This is a genomic window from Ruegeria sp. ABM4_193, from assembly GCF_056158705.1.
The window spans coordinates 1,531,010-1,553,403 of record NZ_JBSWTT010000001.1 but is presented as its reverse complement, the minus strand read 5'-3'; the positions used below and the strand labels follow the sequence as shown (position 1 = coordinate 1,553,403).

20 protein-coding genes are annotated in these 22,394 nt (G+C 57.5%); 11 read left to right on the top strand and 9 right to left on the bottom strand.

Annotated elements, in window-relative coordinates; genetic code table 11:
- Positions 1 to 29: 29 nt before the first annotated feature.
- Positions 30 to 707 (top strand): DUF502 domain-containing protein, encoded by a 678-nt coding sequence (locus ACXADZ_RS07800; RefSeq protein ID WP_171090313.1) that lies wholly within the window; start codon positions 30 to 32, stop codon positions 705 to 707.
- On the opposite strand, the gene ACXADZ_RS07795 is transcribed toward ACXADZ_RS07800, so the two are convergent.
- From ACXADZ_RS07795 to ACXADZ_RS07785, 3 genes are all read right to left on the bottom strand, one after another.
- Positions 708 to 1,733 carry a patatin-like phospholipase family protein gene (locus ACXADZ_RS07795; RefSeq protein ID WP_475194630.1) on the bottom strand — a complete coding sequence of 342 codons (1,026 nt, stop codon included), beginning with the start codon at positions 1,731 to 1,733 and terminating at the stop codon, positions 708 to 710.
- A gap of 63 nt (positions 1,734 to 1,796) precedes the next feature.
- Positions 1,797 to 2,570, bottom strand: coding sequence for a 3-hydroxybutyrate dehydrogenase (locus ACXADZ_RS07790; RefSeq protein ID WP_475194628.1), 774 nt, complete (start codon positions 2,568 to 2,570; stop codon positions 1,797 to 1,799).
- A gap of 138 nt (positions 2,571 to 2,708) precedes the next feature.
- Positions 2,709 to 2,936, bottom strand: a complete 228-nt coding sequence (locus ACXADZ_RS07785; protein ID WP_171089108.1) for a hypothetical protein — start codon at positions 2,934 to 2,936, stop codon at positions 2,709 to 2,711.
- On the opposite strand from ACXADZ_RS07785, the gene ACXADZ_RS07780 reads away from it, so the two are divergent.
- A complete protein-coding gene (locus ACXADZ_RS07780) occupies positions 2,872 to 4,701 on the top strand; it encodes an extracellular solute-binding protein (RefSeq protein ID WP_475194625.1) in 1,830 nt (609 codons plus the stop codon). The genes ACXADZ_RS07785 and ACXADZ_RS07780 overlap by 65 nt on opposite strands.
- Positions 4,702 to 5,251: 550 nt before the next feature.
- Positions 5,252 to 5,491, top strand: a complete 240-nt coding sequence (locus tag ACXADZ_RS07775; protein ID WP_171090321.1) for a hypothetical protein — start codon at positions 5,252 to 5,254, stop codon at positions 5,489 to 5,491.
- Here the strand turns inward: ACXADZ_RS07775 and ACXADZ_RS07770 are convergent.
- A complete protein-coding gene (locus ACXADZ_RS07770) occupies positions 5,480 to 6,103 on the bottom strand; it encodes a helix-turn-helix domain-containing protein (protein WP_171183414.1) in 624 nt (207 codons plus the stop codon). The genes ACXADZ_RS07775 and ACXADZ_RS07770 overlap by 12 nt on opposite strands.
- Before the next feature lie 65 nt (positions 6,104 to 6,168).
- On the opposite strand from ACXADZ_RS07770, the gene ACXADZ_RS07765 reads away from it, so the two are divergent.
- The 4 genes from ACXADZ_RS07765 (at position 6,169) to ACXADZ_RS07750 (ending at position 11,344) form a co-directional block, all read left to right on the top strand.
- Positions 6,169 to 7,686, top strand: coding sequence for a class I adenylate-forming enzyme family protein (locus ACXADZ_RS07765; RefSeq protein WP_475194623.1), 1,518 nt, complete (start codon positions 6,169 to 6,171; stop codon positions 7,684 to 7,686).
- On the top strand, positions 7,683 to 8,342 hold the full coding sequence (locus ACXADZ_RS07760; protein ID WP_171183417.1) for a DsbA family oxidoreductase: 660 nt from the start codon (positions 7,683 to 7,685) through the stop codon (positions 8,340 to 8,342). The genes ACXADZ_RS07765 and ACXADZ_RS07760 overlap by 4 nt, the downstream gene beginning before the upstream one ends.
- Positions 8,343 to 8,418: 76 nt before the next feature.
- On the top strand, positions 8,419 to 9,627 hold the full coding sequence (locus ACXADZ_RS07755) for a multidrug effflux MFS transporter (protein ID WP_171090329.1): 1,209 nt from the start codon (positions 8,419 to 8,421) through the stop codon (positions 9,625 to 9,627).
- A 58-nt stretch (positions 9,628 to 9,685) separates the two neighbouring features.
- A complete protein-coding gene (locus ACXADZ_RS07750; protein WP_475194622.1) occupies positions 9,686 to 11,344 on the top strand; it encodes a tetratricopeptide repeat protein in 1,659 nt (552 codons plus the stop codon).
- 145 nt (positions 11,345 to 11,489) lie between these two features.
- On the opposite strand, the gene mfd is transcribed toward ACXADZ_RS07750, so the two are convergent.
- Entirely contained in the window at positions 11,490 to 14,948 is a 3,459-nt protein-coding gene (gene mfd, locus ACXADZ_RS07745; RefSeq protein WP_475194619.1) for a transcription-repair coupling factor, read from the bottom strand.
- A 21-nt stretch (positions 14,949 to 14,969) separates the two neighbouring features.
- Positions 14,970 to 15,494 (bottom strand): component of SufBCD complex, encoded by a 525-nt coding sequence (locus tag ACXADZ_RS07740; protein WP_171091175.1) that lies wholly within the window; start codon positions 15,492 to 15,494, stop codon positions 14,970 to 14,972.
- 119 nt (positions 15,495 to 15,613) lie between these two features.
- Between ACXADZ_RS07740 and hemB the strand changes: the two genes are divergently transcribed.
- The 4 genes from hemB (at position 15,614) to ACXADZ_RS07720 (ending at position 20,469) form a co-directional block, all read left to right on the top strand.
- Positions 15,614 to 16,612 carry a porphobilinogen synthase gene (gene hemB / locus ACXADZ_RS07735; protein WP_475194618.1) on the top strand — a complete coding sequence of 333 codons (999 nt, stop codon included), beginning with the start codon at positions 15,614 to 15,616 and terminating at the stop codon, positions 16,610 to 16,612.
- A gap of 194 nt (positions 16,613 to 16,806) precedes the next feature.
- Positions 16,807 to 17,331 (top strand): lipid-binding SYLF domain-containing protein, encoded by a 525-nt coding sequence (locus ACXADZ_RS07730; protein WP_475194617.1) that lies wholly within the window; start codon positions 16,807 to 16,809, stop codon positions 17,329 to 17,331.
- A gap of 170 nt (positions 17,332 to 17,501) precedes the next feature.
- Entirely contained in the window at positions 17,502 to 19,964 is a 2,463-nt protein-coding gene (locus ACXADZ_RS07725; protein ID WP_475194614.1) for a penicillin acylase family protein, read from the top strand.
- 109 nt (positions 19,965 to 20,073) lie between these two features.
- Complete coding sequence (locus tag ACXADZ_RS07720; protein WP_475194613.1) at positions 20,074 to 20,469, top strand: nuclear transport factor 2 family protein; 396 nt, start codon at positions 20,074 to 20,076, stop codon at positions 20,467 to 20,469.
- Between the two features lies 1 nt (position 20,470).
- Here ACXADZ_RS07720 and ACXADZ_RS07715 read toward each other — a convergent pair whose 3' ends face one another.
- From ACXADZ_RS07715 to hfq, 3 genes are read right to left on the bottom strand one after another with little or no spacing between them, the layout of a single operon-like run.
- Complete coding sequence (locus ACXADZ_RS07715; protein ID WP_475194612.1) at positions 20,471 to 20,779, bottom strand: putative quinol monooxygenase; 309 nt, start codon at positions 20,777 to 20,779, stop codon at positions 20,471 to 20,473.
- Positions 20,780 to 20,797: 18 nt separating this feature from the next.
- Positions 20,798 to 22,069 carry a GTPase HflX gene (gene hflX / locus ACXADZ_RS07710; protein ID WP_475194610.1) on the bottom strand — a complete coding sequence of 424 codons (1,272 nt, stop codon included), beginning with the start codon at positions 22,067 to 22,069 and terminating at the stop codon, positions 20,798 to 20,800.
- Positions 22,069 to 22,308, bottom strand: a complete 240-nt coding sequence (gene hfq, locus ACXADZ_RS07705) for an RNA chaperone Hfq (RefSeq protein ID WP_005982826.1) — start codon at positions 22,306 to 22,308, stop codon at positions 22,069 to 22,071. Before hfq ends, hflX begins: the two co-directional genes overlap by 1 nt.
- Positions 22,309 to 22,394 lie beyond the last annotated feature (86 nt).

Here is a 22,394-nt window from a genome sequence, read left to right as displayed (position 1 = left end):
CCATTCGGAACTGCCCACTCGGACCTGCAATGAACACACCTTTCGACGAAGAGCCCCATCGCCGCCCCGGCCTGCTTTCACGGCTGCGCGGCTCCTTTCTGACCGGCATCGTCGTTATTGCACCTGTCTGGTTGACCGTCTGGCTGATCTGGTCTGTGGTCGGCTGGATCGACAGCGCCGTTCTGCCGCTGGTTCCACAACAATTCCAACCAGAACAATATGTGGGCATCAACCTGCGCGGTGTGGGTGTGGTGATCTTCCTGATCTTCACAATCATCGTCGGGTGGATCGCCAAAGGCATTCTGGGCCGCTCGCTGATCCATTTCGCCGAAAGCCTGGTCGACCGGATGCCCGTCGTGCGGTCGGTTTACTCTGGGATCAAGCAGATCTCGGAAACGGTCTTTGCGCAGACCGAACGGTCCTTTGAAAAAGCCTGCCTGATCCAGTATCCACGCCGGGGCATCTGGGCTATCGGTTTTGTTTCGACAAGCGCGCGCGGCGAGGTCAGCCAACGGGCCGAAACCGGGGGCGAATTGCTCAGCGTCTTTGTTCCGACCACGCCCAACCCCACCTCTGGCTTCCTCCTGTTCTTTCCGGCCGAAGACGTGATCTTACTGGACATGAGCATCGAAGACGCAGCGAAACTGGTGATTTCGGCTGGTCTGGTATACCCCAACGAAAAAGACCCGACCCAACCGCCTGAGTAATCAGCCAAACATCGCAGGCAGATCCACTGTACTGTTCTGCCCAAGATCGTCTTTGTGTTTCGCAAGGAATCCATCTGCCGCGTCGCGCCCGGCCTGCTTGAGCTTGTGCAGGATAACCGGATTGGGGACGGTCTTAGTTGCAACAGACAAGCTGTTCATCAGTTCGTTATCCGCAATCATGTGCACCAGAACACGGCTCATTTCATCGGCCTTCAGTTTGCCCTCTTTCAGCAACCGCTGCACAAAACTGATCGCCCTGAGTTCGCGAAACAGAGATGAGTTGAAACTAATTTCATTAATCCGGTTCTGGATCTGCTGCGGCGTGACAGGCACTTCATCGCGCTCCAGCGGGTTGATGTTCACGATCACCACGTCGTCAGGCAGATCGTCAGCAAACAACGGATAAAGCGCCGGGTTCCCTGTATAGCCACCGTCCCAATACGCCTCGGTCCGCTCGGTTTCAGGATCATAGATTTCGACCGCCTTGAACAGGGTCGGCAAACACGCCGAAGCCAGAATGGCGTCTGTCGAAATTTCATCTCCGGTAAAGACACGGATCTTACCACTTCGCACACAGGTCGCACAGACAAACAGACGCGGGCCGTCATCTGCGCACACTTCGGCAAAGTTGAACCGATCAACCACCGACTCCAACGGGTTGCTATAAAATGGGCCATATGCATAAGGCGACACCATTCGGGACCACGCCTCGCCAATGGAATAAGGGACCGAATACTCCATAGCTCTGGAAATTTCTGCAGGCTCCACCCCTCGGAACCAATGGGCCATGCGCATATCGCCAATCGCACCCATACGCGCCCACACCGCGTCCAGACTTGCGCGTGCGCCGTCGCGCCCGGCATGCACCATGCCCGACTTGAACGCGGCCCCGTTCAACGCCCCCGCTGACGTCCCGGTAATGGCCGCAACCTCAACGTCTTCTTCATCCAGAAACCTGTCAAGGACCCCCCAGGTGAACGCCCCATGCGCCCCACCGCCCTGCAATGCCAGATTGATCCGTTTCATGCCTCAACCCCTTCATCTTTTCAAAAATACTCCGGGGTATGGGGGCAGAGCCCCCATGGATCCTCAAAGCGCGGTCCAGCCACCATCGACCGAAATCGTTGTCCCGGTAATCTGAGCCGCCGCATCCGAGCACAAAAAAATGGTTGTGCCGCCCAGCTGCTCAACGGTAGCAAACTCCTTCGAAGGCTGCCGTTCCAGCAAGATATTCTTCACAACATTCTCACGGCTCATGTTGTATTCCTTCATCGTATCGGGGATCTGTGCCTCTACCAGAGGCGTCAGAACATAACCCGGACAAATCGCGTTGCAGGTTATCGGCTCCTGCGCGGTCTCAAGCGCGACAGTTTTGGTCATCCCGACCACACCATGCTTTGCAGCGACATAGGCCGCCTTGTAAGGTGAGGCCGTTAAACCGTGGGCCGAGGCAATATTGACGATCCGGCCCCATCCCGCCTTGCGCATCATCGGCAGCGCCGCAGCTGTCGTATGAAATGCCGAGTTCATATTGATTGCGATAATCGCATCCCATTTCTCGGTCGGGAACTGATCAATCGGAGAGACATGTTGAATGCCCGCGTTGTTCACCAGAATATCACAGGCCCCTGCCTGCTCGATCAGTGCGCGGCACTCATCGCCTTTGGACATGTCCGCTTTGATGTAGCGCGCGTTGGTTCCGGTTTCTTTTGCAATCTCTGCAGCCAGCGCATGATCTTCATCCCGATCGGTAAAGGAATTCAAAACCACATTGGCCCCTGCCTTGGCCAGCTCGCGTGCGACCCCCAGACCTATGCCTGAATTTGACCCTGTGATGATTGCCGTTTTGCCCGCAAGGCTCATGACCGATCTCCCTGATGCGATATCCTCGCGCACCATGCCATGCTGCACCTGCAAAGAAAACGGGGAAACATATGGAATTGAAATCCCGGACCTGGACATTCGGAACTGCCCAAAAAAAACGCCCGCACGAAGCGGGCGTTAAGTTATTGAGGCAGGTTTCATACAGGCAAGAAACCTATCGAGCAGTGGAACCTTTATAAGCAATTCTGCGCCTTCGTCCAAGCTAAAAGTTTGATAATAAGAAAAATCATCACTACGATGAATCCCAACAAAATAAGGCCAGAGCAGGATTGTTTCCAAAATGAGCCCGGATTTTCTCCGACCGTTTCGACCATTTGCGGCGGGAATCGCCAGCATTTTTCTCATGTCTGTCGCCCATGCAGAATCGTCTCATGGCATAGCTATGTATGGGGACCCGGCCCTACCACCGGATTTTGTGTCCCTCCCCTACGCCAACCCGGATGCGCCCAAAGGCGGCAAAGCGGTGTTCGGAAACACCGGTGGCTATAACAGTCTGAACCCGTTTTTGCAAAAAGGCACCTCTCCTTGGCAGTTGCCGTTTTGGACCCACGAAAGCCTGATGGGTCGGTCTTGGGACGAACCTTTCACACTTTACGGGCTGTTAGCCGAATCAGTTGAAGCGGCGCCGGACAGGTCTTGGGTCGAATTCACTCTGCGCGAAGAGGCCCGATTTTCCGACGGCAGCCCCGTCACGGTCGAGGATGTGATCTGGTCATATGAGACCCTCGGAACCGAAGGGCATCTGCGGTACCGAGGGCTGTGGGGCAAGATCGACAGCATTGAACAGACCGGACCGCGCTCGGTCCGGATCACGTTCAACGACCCTGACCGGGAATTGGCCCTGCTGGCCGGAATGCGTCCGATCCTGCAAAAGGCGCAGTGGGACGGAAAGGATTTCGCGAATGCCAAGTTACAGGATGTTCCAATCGGAACCGGTCCGTACATAATCGACAGCTATGAGGCCGGTCGCTATGTGAACCTGCGACGTAACCCGGACTACTGGGGCGCTGACATTCCGTTTCGTCGCGGCACCATGAACCTCGATGAACTGCGGATTGAATTCTACGGCGACGGATCTGTCGCGTTCGAGGCTTTCAAAGCCGGAGAACTGTCGGCCGTGCGCGAGTTCAACGCAGACAAATGGAACAAACAATACAGTTTTCCTGCCGTTCAGCGCGGGGACGTGATCAAGACTGAAATTCCCCATGGAAAACCATCGGGGATGACGGGCTTTGTGATGAACACCCGCAAACCACCGCTGGATGACTGGCGCGTGCGCGAAGCGCTGACGCTTGCCTTCAATTTTGAATTTATCAACGACACGGTCACGGGCGGCGCACAGCCTCGTATTTCTTCTTACTTCTCTGGCTCTGATCTGGCGATGCAACCTGGGCCGGCAACTGAACCGGTGCGCGCTTTGCTGGAGCCTTTTGAGGCTGAGCTGACGCCCGGCACATTGGAAGGGTACGAATTGCCACAAGGCGACGGCTCGGAACGCAACCGGCGCAACATTCGCCAAGCAGTCAAGCTGCTGGAAGACGCGGGATGGACCGTTCAGGATGGCGTGCTCAAAAACGCGGAAGGCCGTCCGCTGAAGATTGAAATGGTGATCAGCCAGGGCAGTCTGAATGTCGTTCAGGACGTCAGTACAATTGCCGAGATTTACGCCCGCGCTCTGGAACGTCTGGGCATCGAGTTGGTGGTCGAGAAGGTCGATGATGCGCAATACACCTCGCGCATGAACGAGCTCGATTTCGACATGACGCCTTTCCGACGTGCCCTGTCCTTGTCGCCGGGCAACGAACAAAGGTTCTACTGGGGCAGAGAATTTGTGGACACGCCAGGCACGCGCAACCTGATGGGGGTTTCCTCGCCCGCCGTCGACGCGATGATCGATGCCATGTTGGCCTCGGAGACGCGCGAAGATTTCACCACGGCCACCCGCGCTTTGGACCGTGTCTTGACCGCAGGTCGCTATGTGATCCCGATCTGGAGCTTTGATGTCGGGCGCATTGCGCATATCCGCGAGCTAAAGTTCCCCGACACTTTGCCGATCTACGGGGATGGCCCCCAATACATGCCCGATGTCTGGTGGTATGATGCGAACTAAGCCAATGATAGCGGACCCGGGACAACCAAGCCCGGGTTCTTTTGCCTCAACTCTCATCAGCATCGAGAATTGAGCAAGTTCCTGCTGATCATTTTCGACACGAGCGCATGAACGAATATCCGTCGCAGAGTATCTGCAAACGGTACCAACGGCGTTCCATCTCCATAGGACGTTCACGATGTCTGGATCGGCCAAAGAGGTTCATCAACACTCGGTGAGTTGTGCGTGAAACCCATTAGAAGTCTTTATTTTTCGGGCAAAAGATATATACACGGCGCATGAATTAGATCAGGTGCGGACTTGAAGATGCGCCTTCGTGCACAGCGTCTGATCCCTTCGGCAGAGCCGGAGAACGCATAATCGGGCCCGCCACCACTCACACCGACCGCAGGCCCGCCCGACCGTTGCGGAGCTTTCGCAGCGGGCACCACCCCTAAATAATTTGTGAAAGAAAGGTGCGACATTTTGTCATGTCTTACCCGACGGCAGCCTTTCCGTACGCTGTTGTGGGGGAGAGCAGTCCTAATGGCTACAAAAGGAAAGCTCAAAGATGATGAACTGGACGGATCTTAAACAAGACTGGAGCGCGGCCTACGCACGTGCAAAACGGCGCTTTCCGAACTTGCGGGATCAGGACATGATGCGCGTGTCAAAGGACCGGAAAGGGTTCGAAGCTTATCTGGCAGAGCGTCACCAGCTAACCATGAACGAAGCGCACGAAGAAGTTGAAGATTTCCTGTTTACCGAAGGTCTGAACCGCGAATTCACGCACGCATCACTAAGCAAGTGATGTGACCCAAAGGATCGTCGCATCTTCGTCGCTGACGGAGATGACATTGTGCCCCATGCTGCCATCATAATATGCGCTGTCGCCACGGCGCATTTCGACAGGCTCATAAAACTCAGTGAACAGCCGCACAACGCCCGTGAGGACATACATGAACTCCTCACCATCGTGGCGCACCCAGCCCTCAAACTCATCCATCGACCGCGCCCGCACTCGCGCGCGATACGGCAGCATATGTTTCTTGGTCAGCGTCTCGGCCAGCAACTCATGCTCATAGGTGGCCGTGGCATGGGCCGTCCCTTCGCCGGTGCGGGTCACAGCCATACGACCGATCACCTGATCACGCTGCGGCGGGGTGAACAGTTGCGGCACTGAAATCTCAAGACCAATCGCCAGCTTCTTGAGCGCGTCGTATGTGGGCGACATCTGTCCGTTTTCGATCTTGCTCAGCGTCGAGCGCGCCAATCCCGCCTGTGTGGCAGCCTGTTCCAAAGTCCATTTGCGCGCCTTGCGCAGCTCACGCACCCTCGCGCCAAGGTCCAGTGGTTCAACTTCGGTATGGTCACCGGAATCGCGGGCAATTCGGATCAGGGATTTTGGATCTTGAGTGCTCATGCCCTTCTCTATAGGCCCGGTCTGCCGCGCTTGCAACGCGGCAGGCTCCGGGATAGCCAAGGGCCATGTTGTCCATCTTTGATCAAGGGGCACCCGCGCCCTGCCCCACACCTTTTAACCTGGCTGCTCATGTTCTGGGCCAAGCGGATCGCATCCCCGACAAGGTTGCCCTGTCCGTGCTGCGTGAGAGGGACGCGCAGGATTGGAGCTTTCGCGATCTGAAAGCAGCCGTTTTGGGCACCGGTGCTGGGTTGTTGCAAGCCGGTTTGAAACCCGGCGACATCGCGTTGATGCGGCTGGGCAATACAGTAGATTTCCCGATCGCCTATCTTGGCGCAATTGCAGTAGGCATCGTTCCTGTGCCGACATCGTCGCAACTGACGGAACCTGAAACGGCCAAAATGATCGCGGATCTTGCCCCAGCGGCCATTCTGCGCGACCCCGACGTTGCCTGCGCCGCGCACCCCAAGCAGATTGGGTTGGATGCGTTGAAAACCATGCGAAACCTGCCTGCAGCCCGTTTTGACATGGGCGACCCCGAGCGTATGGCCTATGTCGTCTACACCTCTGGAACGTCTGGCAAGCCACGTGCGGTGGCCCATGCCCACCGGGCAATCTGGGCGCGGCAGATGATGGTCGATGGCTGGTACGGCCTGCGCGAAACCGACCGATTGTGCCATGCAGGTGCGTTCAACTGGACCTATACGCTGGGCACAGGATTGATGGACCCGTGGACTATCGGTGCAACGGCCCTTATCCCGGAACCCGGCACCAGTATTGACGCGCTGCCGACCTTATTGCGCCAGCACCGTGCAACGATCTTTGCCGCCGCCCCCGGTGTCTTTCGAAAGATGCTGCAAACGTCCGAACATATGGAGTTACCCGACCTGCGCCATGGCTTATGCGCGGGTGAGAAACTGTCGCGCGCTTTGCACGAGAAATGGGTCACCAGCACCGGCACCGGCCTGTTCGAAGCCTACGGCATGTCCGAATGCTCGACCTTTATCTCTTCCAGCCCGGCCCACCCCGCGCGTAGCAACGCGCTAGGGCAGCCGCAAACGGGGCGTCGCGTGGCGATCCTGGGGACGGACGGCCCAGTACCACAAGGACAGGAAGGCACCATCGCCATACACCGATCAGACCCCGGTTTGATGCTGACTTATCTCAACGCACCCGACGAGGCCGAGGCGCGGATGCAAGGCGACTGGTTTCTTACCGGAGATCAGGGCGCGATGGCGGTAGACGGCCAGATCAGCTATCTGGGCCGAGATGATGACATGATGAACGCGGGCGGCTATCGCGTGTCCCCGGTCGAGGTCGAAGCCGCGCTGTCCCGTTTTCCGGGCGTTACGCAGGTCGGTGCAGCGACGGTCGAGGTCAAACCGGACACATTTGTGATAGCAGCCTTCTATACTGGTCCGGAAAAGCTGGACGATGCGGCCCTGCGCGCCTATGTCGAAGCCAATCTGGCCCGCTACAAACAGCCGCGCGCCTTCATCCACCTGCCTGCCCTGCCAACTGGCGGTAACGGCAAACTCCTGCGCCGCGCGTTGCCGGCCTATTTCGAGGCACCAACTACATGACCCAGACCGTCAAGCTCGACATCCTGTCCGATCCGATCTGCCCCTGGTGCTATATCGGCAAAACGCATCTGGACAAAGCACTGGCCAATATCCCCGATCACCCCTTTGTCATCGAATGGCATCCCTTTCAGCTGAACCCCGACATGCCGGATGAAGGCATGGACCGGCGCGAATACCTTGAGCGTAAGTTCGGCGGCAAAGACGGTGCCGTGCGGGCCTATGCGCCTGTGGTGGAACACGCAGAAAACGCGGGCCTCAAGATCGATTTCGAAGGTATGAAGCGCACGCCCAACACGCTGGACGCCCACCGCCTGATCCATTGGGCTGGGATTGAAGGCAAACAGAACGCTGTTGTCGACGCGCTGTTCGATGCTTACTTCGTGCAAGCTCGTGACATCGGTGATCCAGAGGTCTTGTCAGATATCGCTGACAGCGCTGGAATGGACGCCGCCGTTGTCATGAAACTGCTCAAATCTGACGCTGACCGAGACGACATCCGCAATCGCGATAGCCATTCGCGTGAAATGGGCGTCAGCTCGGTCCCCACCTACATTGTTGCCAACCAACATGCAGTTCCGGGTGCTCAACCCCCTGAGATGTGGGAGAAAGTGATCGCTGAGATCATGTCTCAGCTTGAGGCTTCCCCTGCAGAATAGCACAGAGGTCTGTGCGAATTTCCAGTCTGGCCTAACCTGATCCTCCGTGATAGCGCGAATGGGTTAGGAGTGCTTCATGGCCAACCGCATGTCGAAGGCGGAATTCATTGCTTTGGTCGCAATGATGTTCGCTACCATCGCCTTTTCGATCGATTCAATGCTGCCCGCCCTGCCAGAAATCGGCGCGCAGCTTAGCCCCGATGATATTAACCGGGCGCAGCTGATCCTGACGTCCTTTGTGTTGGGCATGGGGATCGGCACATTCTTTACCGGCCCGATCTCGGACGCGCTGGGACGCAAGCCGGTGATCTTTGGTGGCGCACTTTTGTATATCGCGGCATCTGCGGTTGCATGGGCGAGTTCATCGCTGGAACTGGTACTGATTGCGCGCGTTGTGCAGGGTCTGGGAGCCGCTGGTCCGCGTGTGGTCGCCATGGCCATCATCAGGGATCTCTATTCCGGGCGTGAGATGGCCCGCATCATCTCGATTGCGATGATGATCTTCACACTGGTCCCTGCCATCGCACCGATGCTAGGCGCAGGTGTCATCGCTTTGTTTGGCTGGCGCGGTATCTTTGTTTCGTTCATCTTGTTTGCGCTTATTGTCGTCGGCTGGATGAGCGTTCGTCTGCCCGAGTCTCTCGCTGTCGAAAATCGCCGCCCCTTCCGCCTGCCCCTGATGATCGCCGCTGTGCAAGAGATGTTTGCCCATCCAACAGTGCGCCTGTCGATCCTTGTACAAACCCTGTGCATGGGAATGCTGTTCACCATGCTGACCATGGTACAGCCGGTCTATGATGTGATCCACGGCCGGGCCGATAGCTTTCCCTTTTGGTTCGGCTTTGTCGCTCTGATGTCTGGCTCGGCCAGCCTGCTGAACGCCGCGTTGGTGGTGCGCGTCGGAATGCGGCGGATGGTGACATTTGCCTTTGGCGCTCAGATCGCAATTACATCAATGGTCATTCTCCTGAACATGACCAACCTGTCTCCAACAACGTCATTTGCGCTGTTCGTCTTTTGGCAAACCATGGTTTTCTTCATGGCAGGCATCACGATCGGCAACCTGAACGCCATCGCGATGGAACCGATGGGGCACATTGCCGGAATGGCGGCGTCGGTCATCGGATCGATTTCAACAGTGTTGGCCGCAGCAATTGCCGCGCCGATCGGATTGCTGTTCGATGGGTCAATTGCTCCTTTGACATTTGGTATCCTGACCATGTGTGTTCTGGCTTTCGGCCTGATGCTGCATATGGGCCGGGTGGAGCAGCGACTGCCAGCCTGATCTGTGCAACCTCCCCGAAACACGCTACCCTAAGCCCAGGCTGCGGGGAGGTTTTTCGATGAGTGATTATTACGATCTGGGCACATACACCTGCCCGGTTTCAACGACGAACCCAGAGGCGCAGCGTTGGTTCGACCGTGGCTTGAACTGGACCTACGGGTACAACCACGAAGAAGCCGTTGCGTGTTTTCAACGCGCGGTCGGGCATGACCCCAAATGCGCCATGGCCCATTGGGGCGTCGCCTACGCGGCAGGTCCCAATTATAACTTGCCATGGGACTTGCAGGATGAGCGAGGGCGAAAAAAGGCACTTACGCTGGCCCATGATGCAATGCAGAAGGCATTGGACTATGCCGATACCTGCACGCCTGTTGAGCAAGCTCTGATCCATGCCCTTCCCGCGCGCTACCCGCAACCCGACCCAATCGAAGACATGCACCAGTGGGACCATGACTTTGCCGACGCAATGCGGGCGGCGTTTGCGGCGCATCAAGAGCACCTCGACCTGCGCACGGTCTATGTCGAAGCGTTGCTGAACCTGACCCCTTGGCAGATGTGGGATCTGAAAACCGGCCAACCCGCCGAAGGCGCAGCCACACGTGAAGCCCAAGACGTGCTGGAATGGGCCATGGCCAACGATCCAGCCGCCATGTCACACCCTGGCCTGCTGCACCTCTATGTCCACCTGATGGAGATGTCGCCCACGCCGGAAAAAGCTTTGAAAGCCGGGGATGTACTGCGCACATTGGTCCCGGATGCGGGGCATCTGGTGCATATGCCAACACACATAGACGTGCTGTGCGGCCACTACCAAAATGTGGTGCACTGGAACGAAAAAGCGTCGGAAGCTGACCTGAAGTATTACGAACGCGAAGGTGCGTTCAACATCTACACCGGCTATCGCCAACACAACTACCATTTTGCAATCTATGGCGCCCTTTTTCTGGGACAGATCAAACCCGCCCTACGCGCCAACCAAGGAATTTGGGACACCACGCCTGAAGAAATGCTGCGTATCGAAAGCCCGCCCATGGCGGATTTCTTCGAAAGCTACATGTCCATGGGGCCACACATCCTGATCCGGTTTGGCCGCTGGGAAGAGGCGAAAGCGCTGGATCTGCCCTCTGATCCGGACCTGTACCGCACCCTGACGGCCACGACCCACTACGCCCGTGCCATCGCGCATGCCGCAACCGGGGATGTTGTCCACGCCGAAGCTGAAGAGAACCTGTTTCTCGCAGCAAAAGAATGCGTCCCTGAAACCCGCAGGCTGCACAACAACCGTGTGATCGACCTGCTGGAGATCGCGCGGGAAATGCTGCGTGGCGAAATCGAGTATCGTAAAGGCAATTTCGAAATCGCCTTTGCTCATTTGCGCCGATCAGTCGAGTTGGACGACACCCTGCCCTATGACGAGCCCTGGGGCTGGATGCAGCCCACCCGCCACGCGCTTGGCGCTTTGCTGTTCGAACAAGGCCACGTCGCCGAGGCCGAAGAGGTTTATCGCGAAGATCTGGGCTTGGGCGGAAGCCTCAGCCGCGCCTCGATCCACCCCGACAATGTGTGGAGCCTGAAGGGGTTGCACGATTGCCTCGCAGCGAGGAAAGAAACGATAGAAATCCATCAAATCAAACAGCGGCTCGACCTGGCCTTGGCCCGAGCCGATCGGATGGTGGCGGCCTCTTGCTTATGTGCGCAGGCTGCGATGCGTGATTAGTGGGATAGATCGCGCTACCGCGCGATGCCTCCGGCGGAGGTATTTTTTAGCCAGATGAAGCTGGGATCCGCCCTTCATCTGGCCGTAAATACCTCGGGGGAGATGCGCGGAACGCGCAGCGGGGGCAGCGCCCCCTGCCCACATCTCAACCTGCCTTGGCCTTTTTCTTTACTGCGACAACTTTTTCGGCCAGATCACGGGCAATGGCAAAAGCCCCTTTGATCTTGTCGCTGTCTTTCTTCCAGTCGCGTCGCACAACGATCTTGTTGTCCTTGACCTTGGCCATACCGCGCTGATTCTGGATGAATTCGACCAGCCCCTGAGGCGACGCAAACTTGTCGTTGTGAAACTGAATGGTTGCGCCCTTCGGGCCGCCATCCAGCTTGGCAATCCCGGCGCGCTTGCACATCGCCTTGATGCGAACGACCAGCATCAGAGTGTTGACCTCTTTTGGCAGTTTTCCGAACCGGTCGATCAGTTCGGCAGCAAACCCTTCCAGCTCCACCTTAGTCGACAGCGAGGACAGGCGGCGATACAGGCCCAAGCGCACGTCCAGATCGGGTACGTAGTCTTCAGGGATCAGAACCGGCACGCCCAGATTGATCTGCGGTGCCCATTGATCGTCTGCATCCGACAGCCCCTCCATCTCACCTGCCTTGATCTTGGCAATCGCCTCTTCCAGCATGGATTGGTAGAGCTCGTACCCCACGTCGCGCATCTGGCCGGATTGTTCTTCACCCAACAGGTTGCCTGCGCCGCGAATGTCCAGGTCTTGCGACGCCAGTGTGAACCCCGCCCCCAGCGTATCCAGCGAGCCCAGAACGCGCAGGCGTTTTTCGGCCGTGGCGGTCAGTTTCTGGCGCGGCTTGGTAGTCAGATAGGCATAGGCACGCGTCTTTGACCGCCCCACCCGACCCCGGATCTGATAGAGCTGAGCGAGACCGAACATATCCGCGCGGTGAACAACCATTGTGTTTGCGGTTGGAATATCCAGCCCGCTTTCGACAATCGTCGTGGCCAGCAGCACGTCATATTTGCCGTCGTAAAACGCGTTCATTCGATCGTCGAGCTCGCCCGCTGCCATCTGACCATGCGCCACCACATAGGTCAGTTCAGGCAGTTGGTTTTTCAGGAACTCTTCAATCTCCGGCAGGTCCGAAATACGGGGCACCACATAGAAACTCTGACCGCCGCGATAGTGTTCACGCAGCAGCGCCTCTCGGATCGTGACAGCATCGAATTCGCTGACATATGTTCGGATGGCTAAGCGGTCGATAGGAGGGGTTCCAATGATCGACAGATCGCGCACGCCGGTCAGGGACAGCTGCAAGGTCCGCGGTATCGGAGTTGCGGTTAGGGTCAGCACGTGAATGTCGCTGCGCAGTTGCTTCAGGCGTTCTTTGTGACCTACGCCGAAATGCTGTTCCTCATCGATGATCAGCAAGCCCAGATTGTTGAACCGGATGTTCTTGGCCAGCAGCGCATGGGTGCCGATCACAATATCCACCGTACCGCGCGCCAGACCATCACGGGTTTGCTGCGCCTCTTTCGCAGATACAAACCGCGAGAGTTGCCGTACTTCCAGTGGAAAGCCGCGGAACCGTTCCTTGAAGCTTGCCGCGTGTTGACGCGCCAGAAGGGTGGTGGGCGCAACAACGGCCACCTGTACGCCTGACATGGCTGCCACAAAGGCCGCGCGCATGGCGACCTCGGTTTTGCCAAAGCCCACGTCGCCACAGATCAGGCGATCCATGGGGGCACCAGAATGCATGTCTTCCATCACGTCCGAGATGGCCCGCAGCTGGTCATCGGTTTCCTGATACGGGAAACGCGCGCTGAACTCTTCCCACGCATGGGGCGGCGGATCCATGACCGGAGCCTTACGCAAGGCGCGTTCGGCAGCGATGCGGATCAGCTTATCCGCCATCTCGCGAATGCGTTCCTTCAGCTTGGCTTTCTTGGCCTGCCAAGCGCCACCACCAAGACGGTCCAGCAAACCTTCGTCATGGCCGTATTTCGACAGAAGTTCGATGTTTTCGACCGGCAGGTACAGCTTGGCTTGCTCGGCGTATTCCAGCAGCAGGCATTCGTGCGCAGCGCCTGCGGCTGTAACGACCTCCATCCCCATATAGCGACCGATTCCGTGGTCCACATGCACCACCAGATCACCGGGGCTAAGGGATTGGGTCTCGGTCAGGAAGTTCTCGGCCTTGCGCCGCTTCTTGGGCTGGCGGATCAGGCGGTCACCCAGCACGTCCTGTTCGGCGATGACTGTCAGGTCAGGGGTTTCAAACCCGTGCTCCAGCGCCCAGACAGTAAGGTGCAAACCGCGTTTACCGATGCGGGTGCCGTTCGTCACCGGGATGGCCTCGGCCAGACCTTCATCTTCGATCAAACCGGTCAGACGTTCGCGCGCACCTTCTGAATAAGAGGCGATCAACACAGGGCCTTTGTCGAACTTGGCTGTGATATGGCTGGCCAAAGCGCCAAAAAGGCTAATGTTCTCCTGCTGGCGTTCTGGAGCAAAGTTGCGCCCGATCCGCCCGCCTGCGTCGATGACACTGGGACCAGAAGCCTGCGGCAAGGGGCTGAACTGCATAACCCTGCGATCTGCGACCGCAGCCTCCCACGCGGCATCGTCAAGGTAGAGCAGTCCGGGGGGTGTGGGTTTGTAAACCGTGTCCATGCGGGATCGGTTTTCCAAAGCCAGACGCCGAGTTTCATATTGATCGGCAATCGTATCCCACCGCGCCAGACGCGCTGGTGTAACCTGATCGTCTACGGTGATCGTGGCATCCGGCAGATAGTCGAACAGCGTCTCAAGCTTGTCGTGAAAAAACGGCAGCCAATGCTCGATGCCCTGATGTTTGCGCCCCGCACTGACCGCCTCGTAGAGCGGATCATCTGTACCTGCCGCACCAAATTCGATGCGATAGTTCTGGCGGAACCGGGTAATAGCGGCCTCGTCCAGAATGACCTCGGATACAGGTGCAAGTTCAACCACATCCAGCTTTTCAGTGGTGCGCTGAGACACCGGATCAAAGCGGCGCGCGCCGTCCAGAACGTCTCCGAATAGATCCAAACGAACGGGGCCGGATTCGCCCGGGGGGAAGATGTCGATGATGCCCCCGCGAATGGCATAATCGCCGGGCTCCATCACTGTTGGGCTTTGGGTGAACCCCATGCGCACCAGAAAGTTTCGCAAAGCGGTCTCGTCGATGCGCTGATCAACACGTGCGGTAAACGCCGCCTCGCGCAGCACCTCACGCGCTGGCACGCGTTGGGTGGCTGCATTCAGCGTGGTCAGCAGCACGAATTTTTGCGGCATCTGGTGAACCAGCACCGCCAACGTGGCCACCCGGGCCGCCGAAATATCCGCGTTCGGCGACACACGGTCATAAGGAAGACAATCCCAGCCGGGGAACACAAAGACCGGCATATCGGGGGCAAAGAAGGCCAGCGCAGCGCGCATCGCTTCCATCCGCTTGTCGTCACGCGCGACATGGGCCACCGGCCCGTTGCTGCGGGCGATTTCGTTCAGCACAAGCTGCGCATCAAACCCTTCAGGGGCGCCGCCAACTGTCACGTGGTTCGGAGCCTTCATCGCCTCGCCTTTCAGATAAGTCTAACCCAGAACGCCAATCGAAATGTTCTGATACATGCCCCAGAACGAAGTGACCAGTATCGAGATCATGCCGATGATTTGGGTGTAAAGACGGCAGCGGGAGATGGTCTTGGTGACGGTTTCAAGCGTCAGTTCCTGCCGACGCAGACGCCTGGCCTGTGAGATATTCACCAAAAGAACCAGCGTCATCGGAAACATGAGCAAAAAAACCGCCTGCGCAAATTCAACGTCGTAATAAAACCCCAGTGTCGCCAGACCGGTCAGCATAAAACTTGCAAAAGCCAATAGGATGGTACCAGACATGTCAACGATCAGCAAAATTCGGTTCGTGTTGATGCGTACGATGTCCAAAAGATCGACCTCGACCTGCCCGCCGATCCGTCGCGCGCGTACAACCAGATCATACGGAATGCCCATCACCCAGTGGCTTGCCGACGACCAGACCACCGCCAGCACAATCCAGTACCACAGATTCGAAAAACTGCGCATGTCGATGAGTTCAAAAATCGAAGAGTACCAGTCCAAACCCAACCCTTTATTCAAACAACTCAGGGAGGTTTATCGCGGCGGCGCGTCCATTGATACCCTTGAGACCTTTGTGAATTCATGCCACCCAATGCTGGAATGTTCAAGGAGAACGCGCCATGAAACCAACCATTGCCCCCTACCCCCTGACCCGCTTTCGGCGGGCCCGTCAGTCCGAGGCAATCCGGGGGCTGGTGCGTGAAAACACGCTGACCACGCAAGACCTGATCTGGCCGGTTTTCGTGCGCGATGGTGAAGGGATCGAAGAACCTGTGCCTTCGATGCCGGGTGTCGTGCGGCGGTCGGTTGATTTGATTGCCAAGGCCGCGACCGAAGCACAAGCGCTTGGAATTCCTGCAATTTGCATCTTTCCATACACGGATTTGTCGCTGAAGACCGAAGATTGTGCCGAGGCATGGAACCCAGACAATCTGTCGAATTGCGCTATCCGGGCGATCAAGGCTGCCGCGCCTGATATCGCCGTGATGACCGACGTGGCGCTGGACCCCTACAATATCAACGGGCACGACGGCTACGTCGTCGATGGTGAGATCGTGAATGATCAGACCGTCGAGGCATTGGTCAAAATGACCCTTGCCCAGGCCGAGGCCGGAGCGGACATTATCGGCCCATCAGACATGATGGACGGTCGGATTGGCGAAATGCGCCGCGCGTTAGAGGGCGCTGGCCACCACAACGTCATGATCCTCAGCTATGCCGCGAAATACGCGAGCGCATTCTACGGCCCCTTCCGTGATGCCGTTGGGGCCTCTGGCGCGCTAACCGGTGACAAGAAAACCTATCAGATGGACCCAGCCAACTCGGACGAAGCGCTGCGCCTGATCGAGCGTGACCTGTCTGAGGGTGCGGATATGGTGATGATCAAGCCGGGCATGCCCTACCTGGACATCTGCCGCCGGGTAAAAGACAGCTTTGGCGCGCCGACTTACGCCTATCAGGTCTCGGGCGAATATGCGATGATCCAGGCGGCTGCGCAGAACGGCTGGATCGACGGCGACAAGGTGATGTTGGAAAGTCTGTTGGCTTTCAAGCGCGCGGGATGTGCCGGCATTCTAACCTATTTCTCGCCGCAGGTCGCACGCATCCTTCAGGGCTAAAACCCCAAAGAGTTGCAATTTTTCGCCGACAAACAGGCTGCTTCCGGCAGCTTTCCCGTGACACATCGCCCTAATCGGCGTATCCTTGCCACCAAGATCGGGATCACCCGACACATCAGGCACAGTTACAGAGATATAAAAACCATGAGCAGTTCCCCTTCCCCCGACTGAGCCGTCGCGGCTTTGCCTTTGGCATGGCAGGTCTGACCCTGACCACCGCCTGCGGTAACGGCGTCGGCACATCAAACGCAGCAACTATCGACGCTCGCGTCGACGCCACGCTGACGGAAATGTACGCGAAATATCCCAACACGGTTGAGATCGTGAACAAATCCACTGGGATGTTGGTTATGCCCCTGATCACCGACGCCGGATTGATCATCTTTGGGGGTGCCTACGGCCAAGGCGCGCTGCGCATCAACGGCGCGACGGTCGATTATTATTCCGCAATTTCCGGGACCGCCGGCCTGCAATTTGGGGCGCAGCAATATGCGCATGTTCTGTTCTTCATGACCGAAGATGCGTTGAACGATTTCCGCCGTTCCAGTGGATGGACAGCCGGAGCCGACATTGGATACGTGGTCGACGCAACTGGGAATTCCTTGTCTGCAGACACAACAACATTGCGTTCGCCGGTGCTGGCGGCGGTCTTTGGTCAGGCCGGTCTGAAATTTGGCGCGACCATCGAAGGCACGAAATACACGCGCATCATTCCATAATCCGGATTACCACTTCCCCCACACATGGCCCCCGTCGCAGCACAACACTGCGGCGGGGCAAGTGTTTACAAGCCTTTCCGCGCAGGTTCTTGCGGCGTTCCTCTTTCGGTCAGACCCGCCATCCACTAGTCTCGGCGCAATCTGAATTCGAATGATAATATGGGGCAGTAATGGGTCTTGTTTTCCGCTGGCTGGTGCGCATCGCGTCGGGTCTTGTTATTCTGATCCTCGCCGCGATTGGCCTTGTCTATTTCCTGGCCAGCCAATCCCTACCGGATTACGACCAGACCCTTGAAGTTGATGGTCTGACCGCCCCTGTTGAGATCGTTCGCGACACCGCCAACGTGCCGCATATTTTGGGCCAGACCGATCCTGATGTGTTCTTTGGCCTGGGTTACGCCCATGCACAGGACCGGCTTTGGCAAATGACCGTGATGCGCCGGACTGCACAAGGCCGTTTGTCCGAAGTTTTTGGCACACGCACTCTTCACATCGACAAGCTACTGCGGCGGCTGGATCTCTATGGCCTCGCTCATCGTTCGGTCGAGGTGCAGGACGACTATACCAAAGCCGCATTACGGGCGTATGCTGCCGGGGTTAATGCAAGGTTGATTGAAATCAATGAACAGGCGCTGGGTCGAGGTGCACCGGAAATGTTCCTGTTCAACGCCCCGGTATCACCCTGGCAACCGGGCGATAGCCTTGCAATCATAAAGTTGATGGCGTTGCAATTGTCTGGGCACTTGACTGACGAAGTTCTGCGCGCCCGCACCTCTTTGATGCTGAACAACCCAGAACGTCTTGCTGATATTCTGCCGGATGTCCCAGGCCCCGGTATCGCGGCTTTGCCGGAATACGCATCCCTTTTCCCCAATCTTCCACGCTATGCCGCCGGAAAAGAGGCACCCGAGACACCTCTATCACCGCTTCCAAAACGCGGTCTGGCCGGAGCATCGAACGCCTGGACCGCCGCCCCATCTCGGTCGGCAAGTGGAGGCACTTTGCTGGCAAACGACCCTCATCTGGGCTTCACAGCACCCGGTGTGTGGTACCTGGCGCATCTTGATCTTGAAAAAGGCGGTGTGATCGGGGCCTCGATACCCGGTGTTCCTGCCATTATGACCGGGCGCAGTGACAGGTTGGGATGGGGGCTGACCTCATCTTATCTGGATGATCAGGACCTGCACATAGAACAACTGAACCCGGACAACCCCGAGGAATACCTGACCCCGGACGGCTACAAAGAATTTCTGACCCGCCCATCGATCATCGCCATCAATGACGAGGCGCCAGTCACACTAACGCTGCGCTGGACAGATAACGGCCCGGTGCTGCCCGGCACGGATTACAAGCTTGAGACAATCACTCCGCCCGGCCATGTGGCGTCGTTATCCTGGACAGCGCTGAGCCCCCGTGACACGTCAATGACCGCATCCATGGCCCTGATGAATTCCGACAATGTGCAACAGGCCATTCAGGCGGGCGAGCAATACATTGCCCCGTCACAGAACCTGTCGCTGGTTGACCGGACCACCATCGGAATGAAGTTGATCGGTGCCATGCCGCAGCGCGATTTGCAAAACCAAAGCCGTGGGCGCATTCCAAGCCCCGGCTGGATTGAAACAAACCGCTGGCAGGGTCGGTTGCCCTATACAGACAATCCCGAATTTGTCGCCCCGGTTGGCGGTATTCTGGGCAATACGAACAACAAGATTATCGACCGTCCTTTCCCCAACCATGTCTCTTACGAATGGGGGGATACACAGCGGGTACATCGGTGGGATCGACTGATGCAATCGCGCGAAGTCCATACCCGCGACAGCTTTATCGAAGCGCAGCTCGATACAGTTAGTTTTACGGCACGGTCCCTGTTGCCACTGATCGGCGCAGATTTGTGGTTCACCGGTGCGTCTGCGCCCGAGGGTACGCTGGAACGTCAACGCCAGATCGCCTTGTCGCTGTTGGCGGATTGGAACGGTGAGATGAACGAACACCTGCCTGAGCCATTGATCTATGCGGCATGGTTACGCGCTCTCCAAATCCGCCTGATCGCGGACGAACTGGGACCACTCGCCAGCGAATACAAACACGTGGAACCGTTGTTTATCGAGCGCGTTTATCGCGACATCGACGGAGCAAGCGTGTGGTGCGATGTACGACAAAGCGCCCCGGTTGAGACGTGTACCGAAATGGCCCGACTGGCGCTGGACGACGCCCTGATCTGGATCTCTGAACGCTATGGCAGCGCGTTGGAGTCCCTGCGCTGGGGAGATGCCCATCAGGCCACGCATGATCACCCGGTTCTGGGCGACGTGCCTGTCCTGCGCTATTTCGTGAACATCCGCCAATCGACCAGCGGTGGCGACAATACGCTGCTGCGCGGGCGCACCTCGGGCGAAGGCCCGGATCCGTTTCAGAACGTACACGGTGCCGGGTATCGCGGGGTGTACGACTTTGCTGATCCCAACAGCTCGGTCTTTATCACCGCGACCGGTCAATCGGGTCATTTCCTGTCACGCTACTACGACGATCAGGCACAGCTTTGGCGGCGTGGCGAGTATATTCCCATGTCATTGGACCTTGATCTGGCACGCGCTGCAGCGGTCGGTGTGACCAATCTGATCCCACGATAATCCGCCTAGTCGGCAACTCCTCGCCCCGATTTCCGGGGCGTCGTGGCACCTTGAACCTTTTTCGCCTATGATCATTCCACCGATTATGTGGGACCAAAAGGGGGCGAATATGGCCAGTATTCGGGATGTCCTGAATAATCTTGCGCGGGACTACGCGATTGCATGGAGTTCTGGTGACCCCGATGCAGTTGCCGGCTTCTTTGCACCTGATGGACAAATCACGATCAACCGAGGCGACCCCATAGAGGGGCGCGCTGCGATTGCCGATATGGCTCGTGGCTTCTACGCCGACTTCCCGGATTTAGAGGTCCGATGCGATATGATGCGGTGGGCCGGATCTCACGCTATTTTTGTTTGGACCCTAGAAGGGAACCACGTCGAGACCGGCAATCACGTTGTGGCGCGCGGTTGGGAAGAGTGGGAATTGACGCCAGACTATCTTGTAAAGTCTTCGCTGGGCTGGTTCGACGCAGATGACTATCAACGGCAGATTGACGGCAAATAGCTTAACGCGCTCGATCCTCAGCCGTTTCTATCTTGTAATTTCGGGGTATTCCCTGCGTGACCTGAAACCAGTCTGACGCCTTAGCCCGTGCCTGATGTGCGTCAAAAGCCGCTTGCGTTGCAAACACTTCCGACACCATGAACCGTCCAGGCGTTGCCTGATCTTCCACAACTTCGAAAGATATACAGCCCTCTTCCGCCCGTGTGAGAGAGATGTGGAGCGGTAATGCTGACCGCACCGCTTCAAGCCGGTCGAGTGGCACGTCGATATAGCCGTTCAGGAAAACCCTTTGATCCGATGCACCTGACATGCCCGCCCCTTGTCTTGTTCAAAGCGACGCAAACTGCGCGGCCTGTTTGTCCGTCCACAAAACGGTCAGACGGAACCCGTCCTCGGTTTGATCCTCGCTCTGGACAACGTCCTGACGGAATAACCACGCCCGCTTGTTCCCCTCGGCATAGGACAGGTTCAGAACTGCCTCGTGCCGAGCCCCCTGAAGCAGGGTGGCGATCTCGGCCAACAGCGGGTCAACGCCTTCGCCCGTTACCGCCGAGATTGAGAAAATCGCCGTGTCTCGCTCGGCCCGCGCCAATGCGGCGTCCTTGTCCTCGGGGTTGAGCAGGTCGATCTTGTTCCAAACTTCAAGCCGTGGACGTTCTTCATCGACACCTAAAGAGGTTAGGATGGACTCAACATCCTGCGCCTGCGCATCCGTTTCCTCGTGGCTGATGTCACGCACATGAACAATCAGGTCCGCGCCCAGCACTTCCTCGAGGGTTGCGCGGAAGGCCGCCACAAGCTCAGTTGGCAGGTTTGAGATAAAGCCCACCGTATCCGACAGGATTACCTCGGGGCCATCAGGAAGCTGTACGCGCCGCATGGTCGGATCCAGCGTGGCAAACAGCATGTCCTTGGCCATGACCTCAGCTCCGGTCAGACGGTTGAACAACGTTGACTTGCCAGCGTTTGTATACCCCACCAGAGCAACGATGGGATATGGCACCTTGGCACGTGCGGCCCTGTGCAGCGTGCGGGTCTTGACCACCTTCTGCAACTGACGCCGCAGCCTGACCAGTTGCTCGTCAATGGCGCGGCGGTCGGCTTCGATCTGGGTTTCACCCGGTCCGCCAACGAATTCCAGGCCACCCCGTTGCCGTTCAAGGTGGGTCCAGGCCCGGACCAATCGCGTACGTTGATAGCTGAGAGCCGCCATCTCGACCTGCAACACCCCTTCACGGGTGCGGGCGCGATCGCTGAAAATTTCAAGGATCAGCCCGGTTCGGTCGAGAATTTTGACCTCCAGCGCCTTTTCCAAATTGCGCTGCTGCACTGGTGTAACTGGACCGTCAATCAGGACCAGATCAACCTTGTGGTCATGAAAGCGGTCATGCAGCTCGTCGATCTTACCGCTGCCGAAGAGATACCCGGCCTGCGCACGAGGAAGGCGCACGGTTTCAGACCCGACCACTTCCAGATCAGGCAACGCAGCAGCCAGCGCAACCGCTTCGGCCAGCGCCGGTTCAGGGACACGGCGCTGTTCATCTGATTTGATTTCGGGATGCAGCACCCAGGCTCGGGTGCGCCTCCGGTCATGTTCCATCAAGAGGCGTCTTCGCCCTCATACAGGTTGATCGGCTGTGACGGCATGATGGTTGAAATCGCGTGCTTGTAGACCAGCTGCGACTGTCCGTCGCGGCGCAACAATACGCAGAAATTGTCGAACCAGGTGATCACACCTTGCAACTTCACGCCATTGATCAGGAAGATCGTTACCGGAACCTTAGCTTTCCGTACATTGTTCAGGAAGGCATCCTGAAGATTCTGTCTGTCCGAAGCCATATTTTTATAATCTCGCCATTGTTCTTGCTACGCGCTGCGGACCAACGCGCTCCCTCCCGGCGAGTATGGAGTGCCGCGAAGAGATA

What these genes read in the sequence shown, in the direction of transcription:
- ACXADZ_RS07800 (WP_171090313.1), top strand. Translation starts at nt 30, where the DNA reads ATGAACACACCTTTCGACGAAGAGCCCCATCGCCGCCCCGGCCTGCTT.
- ACXADZ_RS07795 (WP_475194630.1), bottom strand. Translation starts at nt 1,733, where the DNA reads ATGAAACGGATCAATCTGGCATTGCAGGGCGGTGGGGCGCATGGGGCG.
- ACXADZ_RS07790 (WP_475194628.1), bottom strand. Translation starts at nt 2,570, where the DNA reads ATGAGCCTTGCGGGCAAAACGGCAATCATCACAGGGTCAAATTCAGGC.
- ACXADZ_RS07780 (WP_475194625.1), top strand. Translation starts at nt 2,872, where the DNA reads ATGAGCCCGGATTTTCTCCGACCGTTTCGACCATTTGCGGCGGGAATC.
- ACXADZ_RS07785 (WP_171089108.1), bottom strand. Translation starts at nt 2,936, where the DNA reads ATGAGAAAAATGCTGGCGATTCCCGCCGCAAATGGTCGAAACGGTCGG.
- ACXADZ_RS07775 (WP_171090321.1), top strand. Translation starts at nt 5,252, where the DNA reads ATGATGAACTGGACGGATCTTAAACAAGACTGGAGCGCGGCCTACGCA.
- ACXADZ_RS07770 (WP_171183414.1), bottom strand. Translation starts at nt 6,103, where the DNA reads ATGAGCACTCAAGATCCAAAATCCCTGATCCGAATTGCCCGCGATTCC.
- ACXADZ_RS07765 (WP_475194623.1), top strand. Translation starts at nt 6,169, where the DNA reads ATGTTGTCCATCTTTGATCAAGGGGCACCCGCGCCCTGCCCCACACCT.
- ACXADZ_RS07760 (WP_171183417.1), top strand. Translation starts at nt 7,683, where the DNA reads ATGACCCAGACCGTCAAGCTCGACATCCTGTCCGATCCGATCTGCCCC.
- ACXADZ_RS07755 (WP_171090329.1), top strand. Translation starts at nt 8,419, where the DNA reads ATGGCCAACCGCATGTCGAAGGCGGAATTCATTGCTTTGGTCGCAATG.
- ACXADZ_RS07750 (WP_475194622.1), top strand. Translation starts at nt 9,686, where the DNA reads ATGAGTGATTATTACGATCTGGGCACATACACCTGCCCGGTTTCAACG.
- mfd (WP_475194619.1), bottom strand. Translation starts at nt 14,948, where the DNA reads ATGAAGGCTCCGAACCACGTGACAGTTGGCGGCGCCCCTGAAGGGTTT.
- hemB (WP_475194618.1), top strand. Translation starts at nt 15,614, where the DNA reads ATGAAACCAACCATTGCCCCCTACCCCCTGACCCGCTTTCGGCGGGCC.
- ACXADZ_RS07730 (WP_475194617.1), top strand. Translation starts at nt 16,807, where the DNA reads ATGGCAGGTCTGACCCTGACCACCGCCTGCGGTAACGGCGTCGGCACA.
- ACXADZ_RS07725 (WP_475194614.1), top strand. Translation starts at nt 17,502, where the DNA reads ATGGGTCTTGTTTTCCGCTGGCTGGTGCGCATCGCGTCGGGTCTTGTT.
- ACXADZ_RS07720 (WP_475194613.1), top strand. Translation starts at nt 20,074, where the DNA reads ATGGCCAGTATTCGGGATGTCCTGAATAATCTTGCGCGGGACTACGCG.
- ACXADZ_RS07715 (WP_475194612.1), bottom strand. Translation starts at nt 20,779, where the DNA reads ATGTCAGGTGCATCGGATCAAAGGGTTTTCCTGAACGGCTATATCGAC.
- hflX (WP_475194610.1), bottom strand. Translation starts at nt 22,069, where the DNA reads ATGGAACATGACCGGAGGCGCACCCGAGCCTGGGTGCTGCATCCCGAA.
- hfq (WP_005982826.1), bottom strand. Translation starts at nt 22,308, where the DNA reads ATGGCTTCGGACAGACAGAATCTTCAGGATGCCTTCCTGAACAATGTA.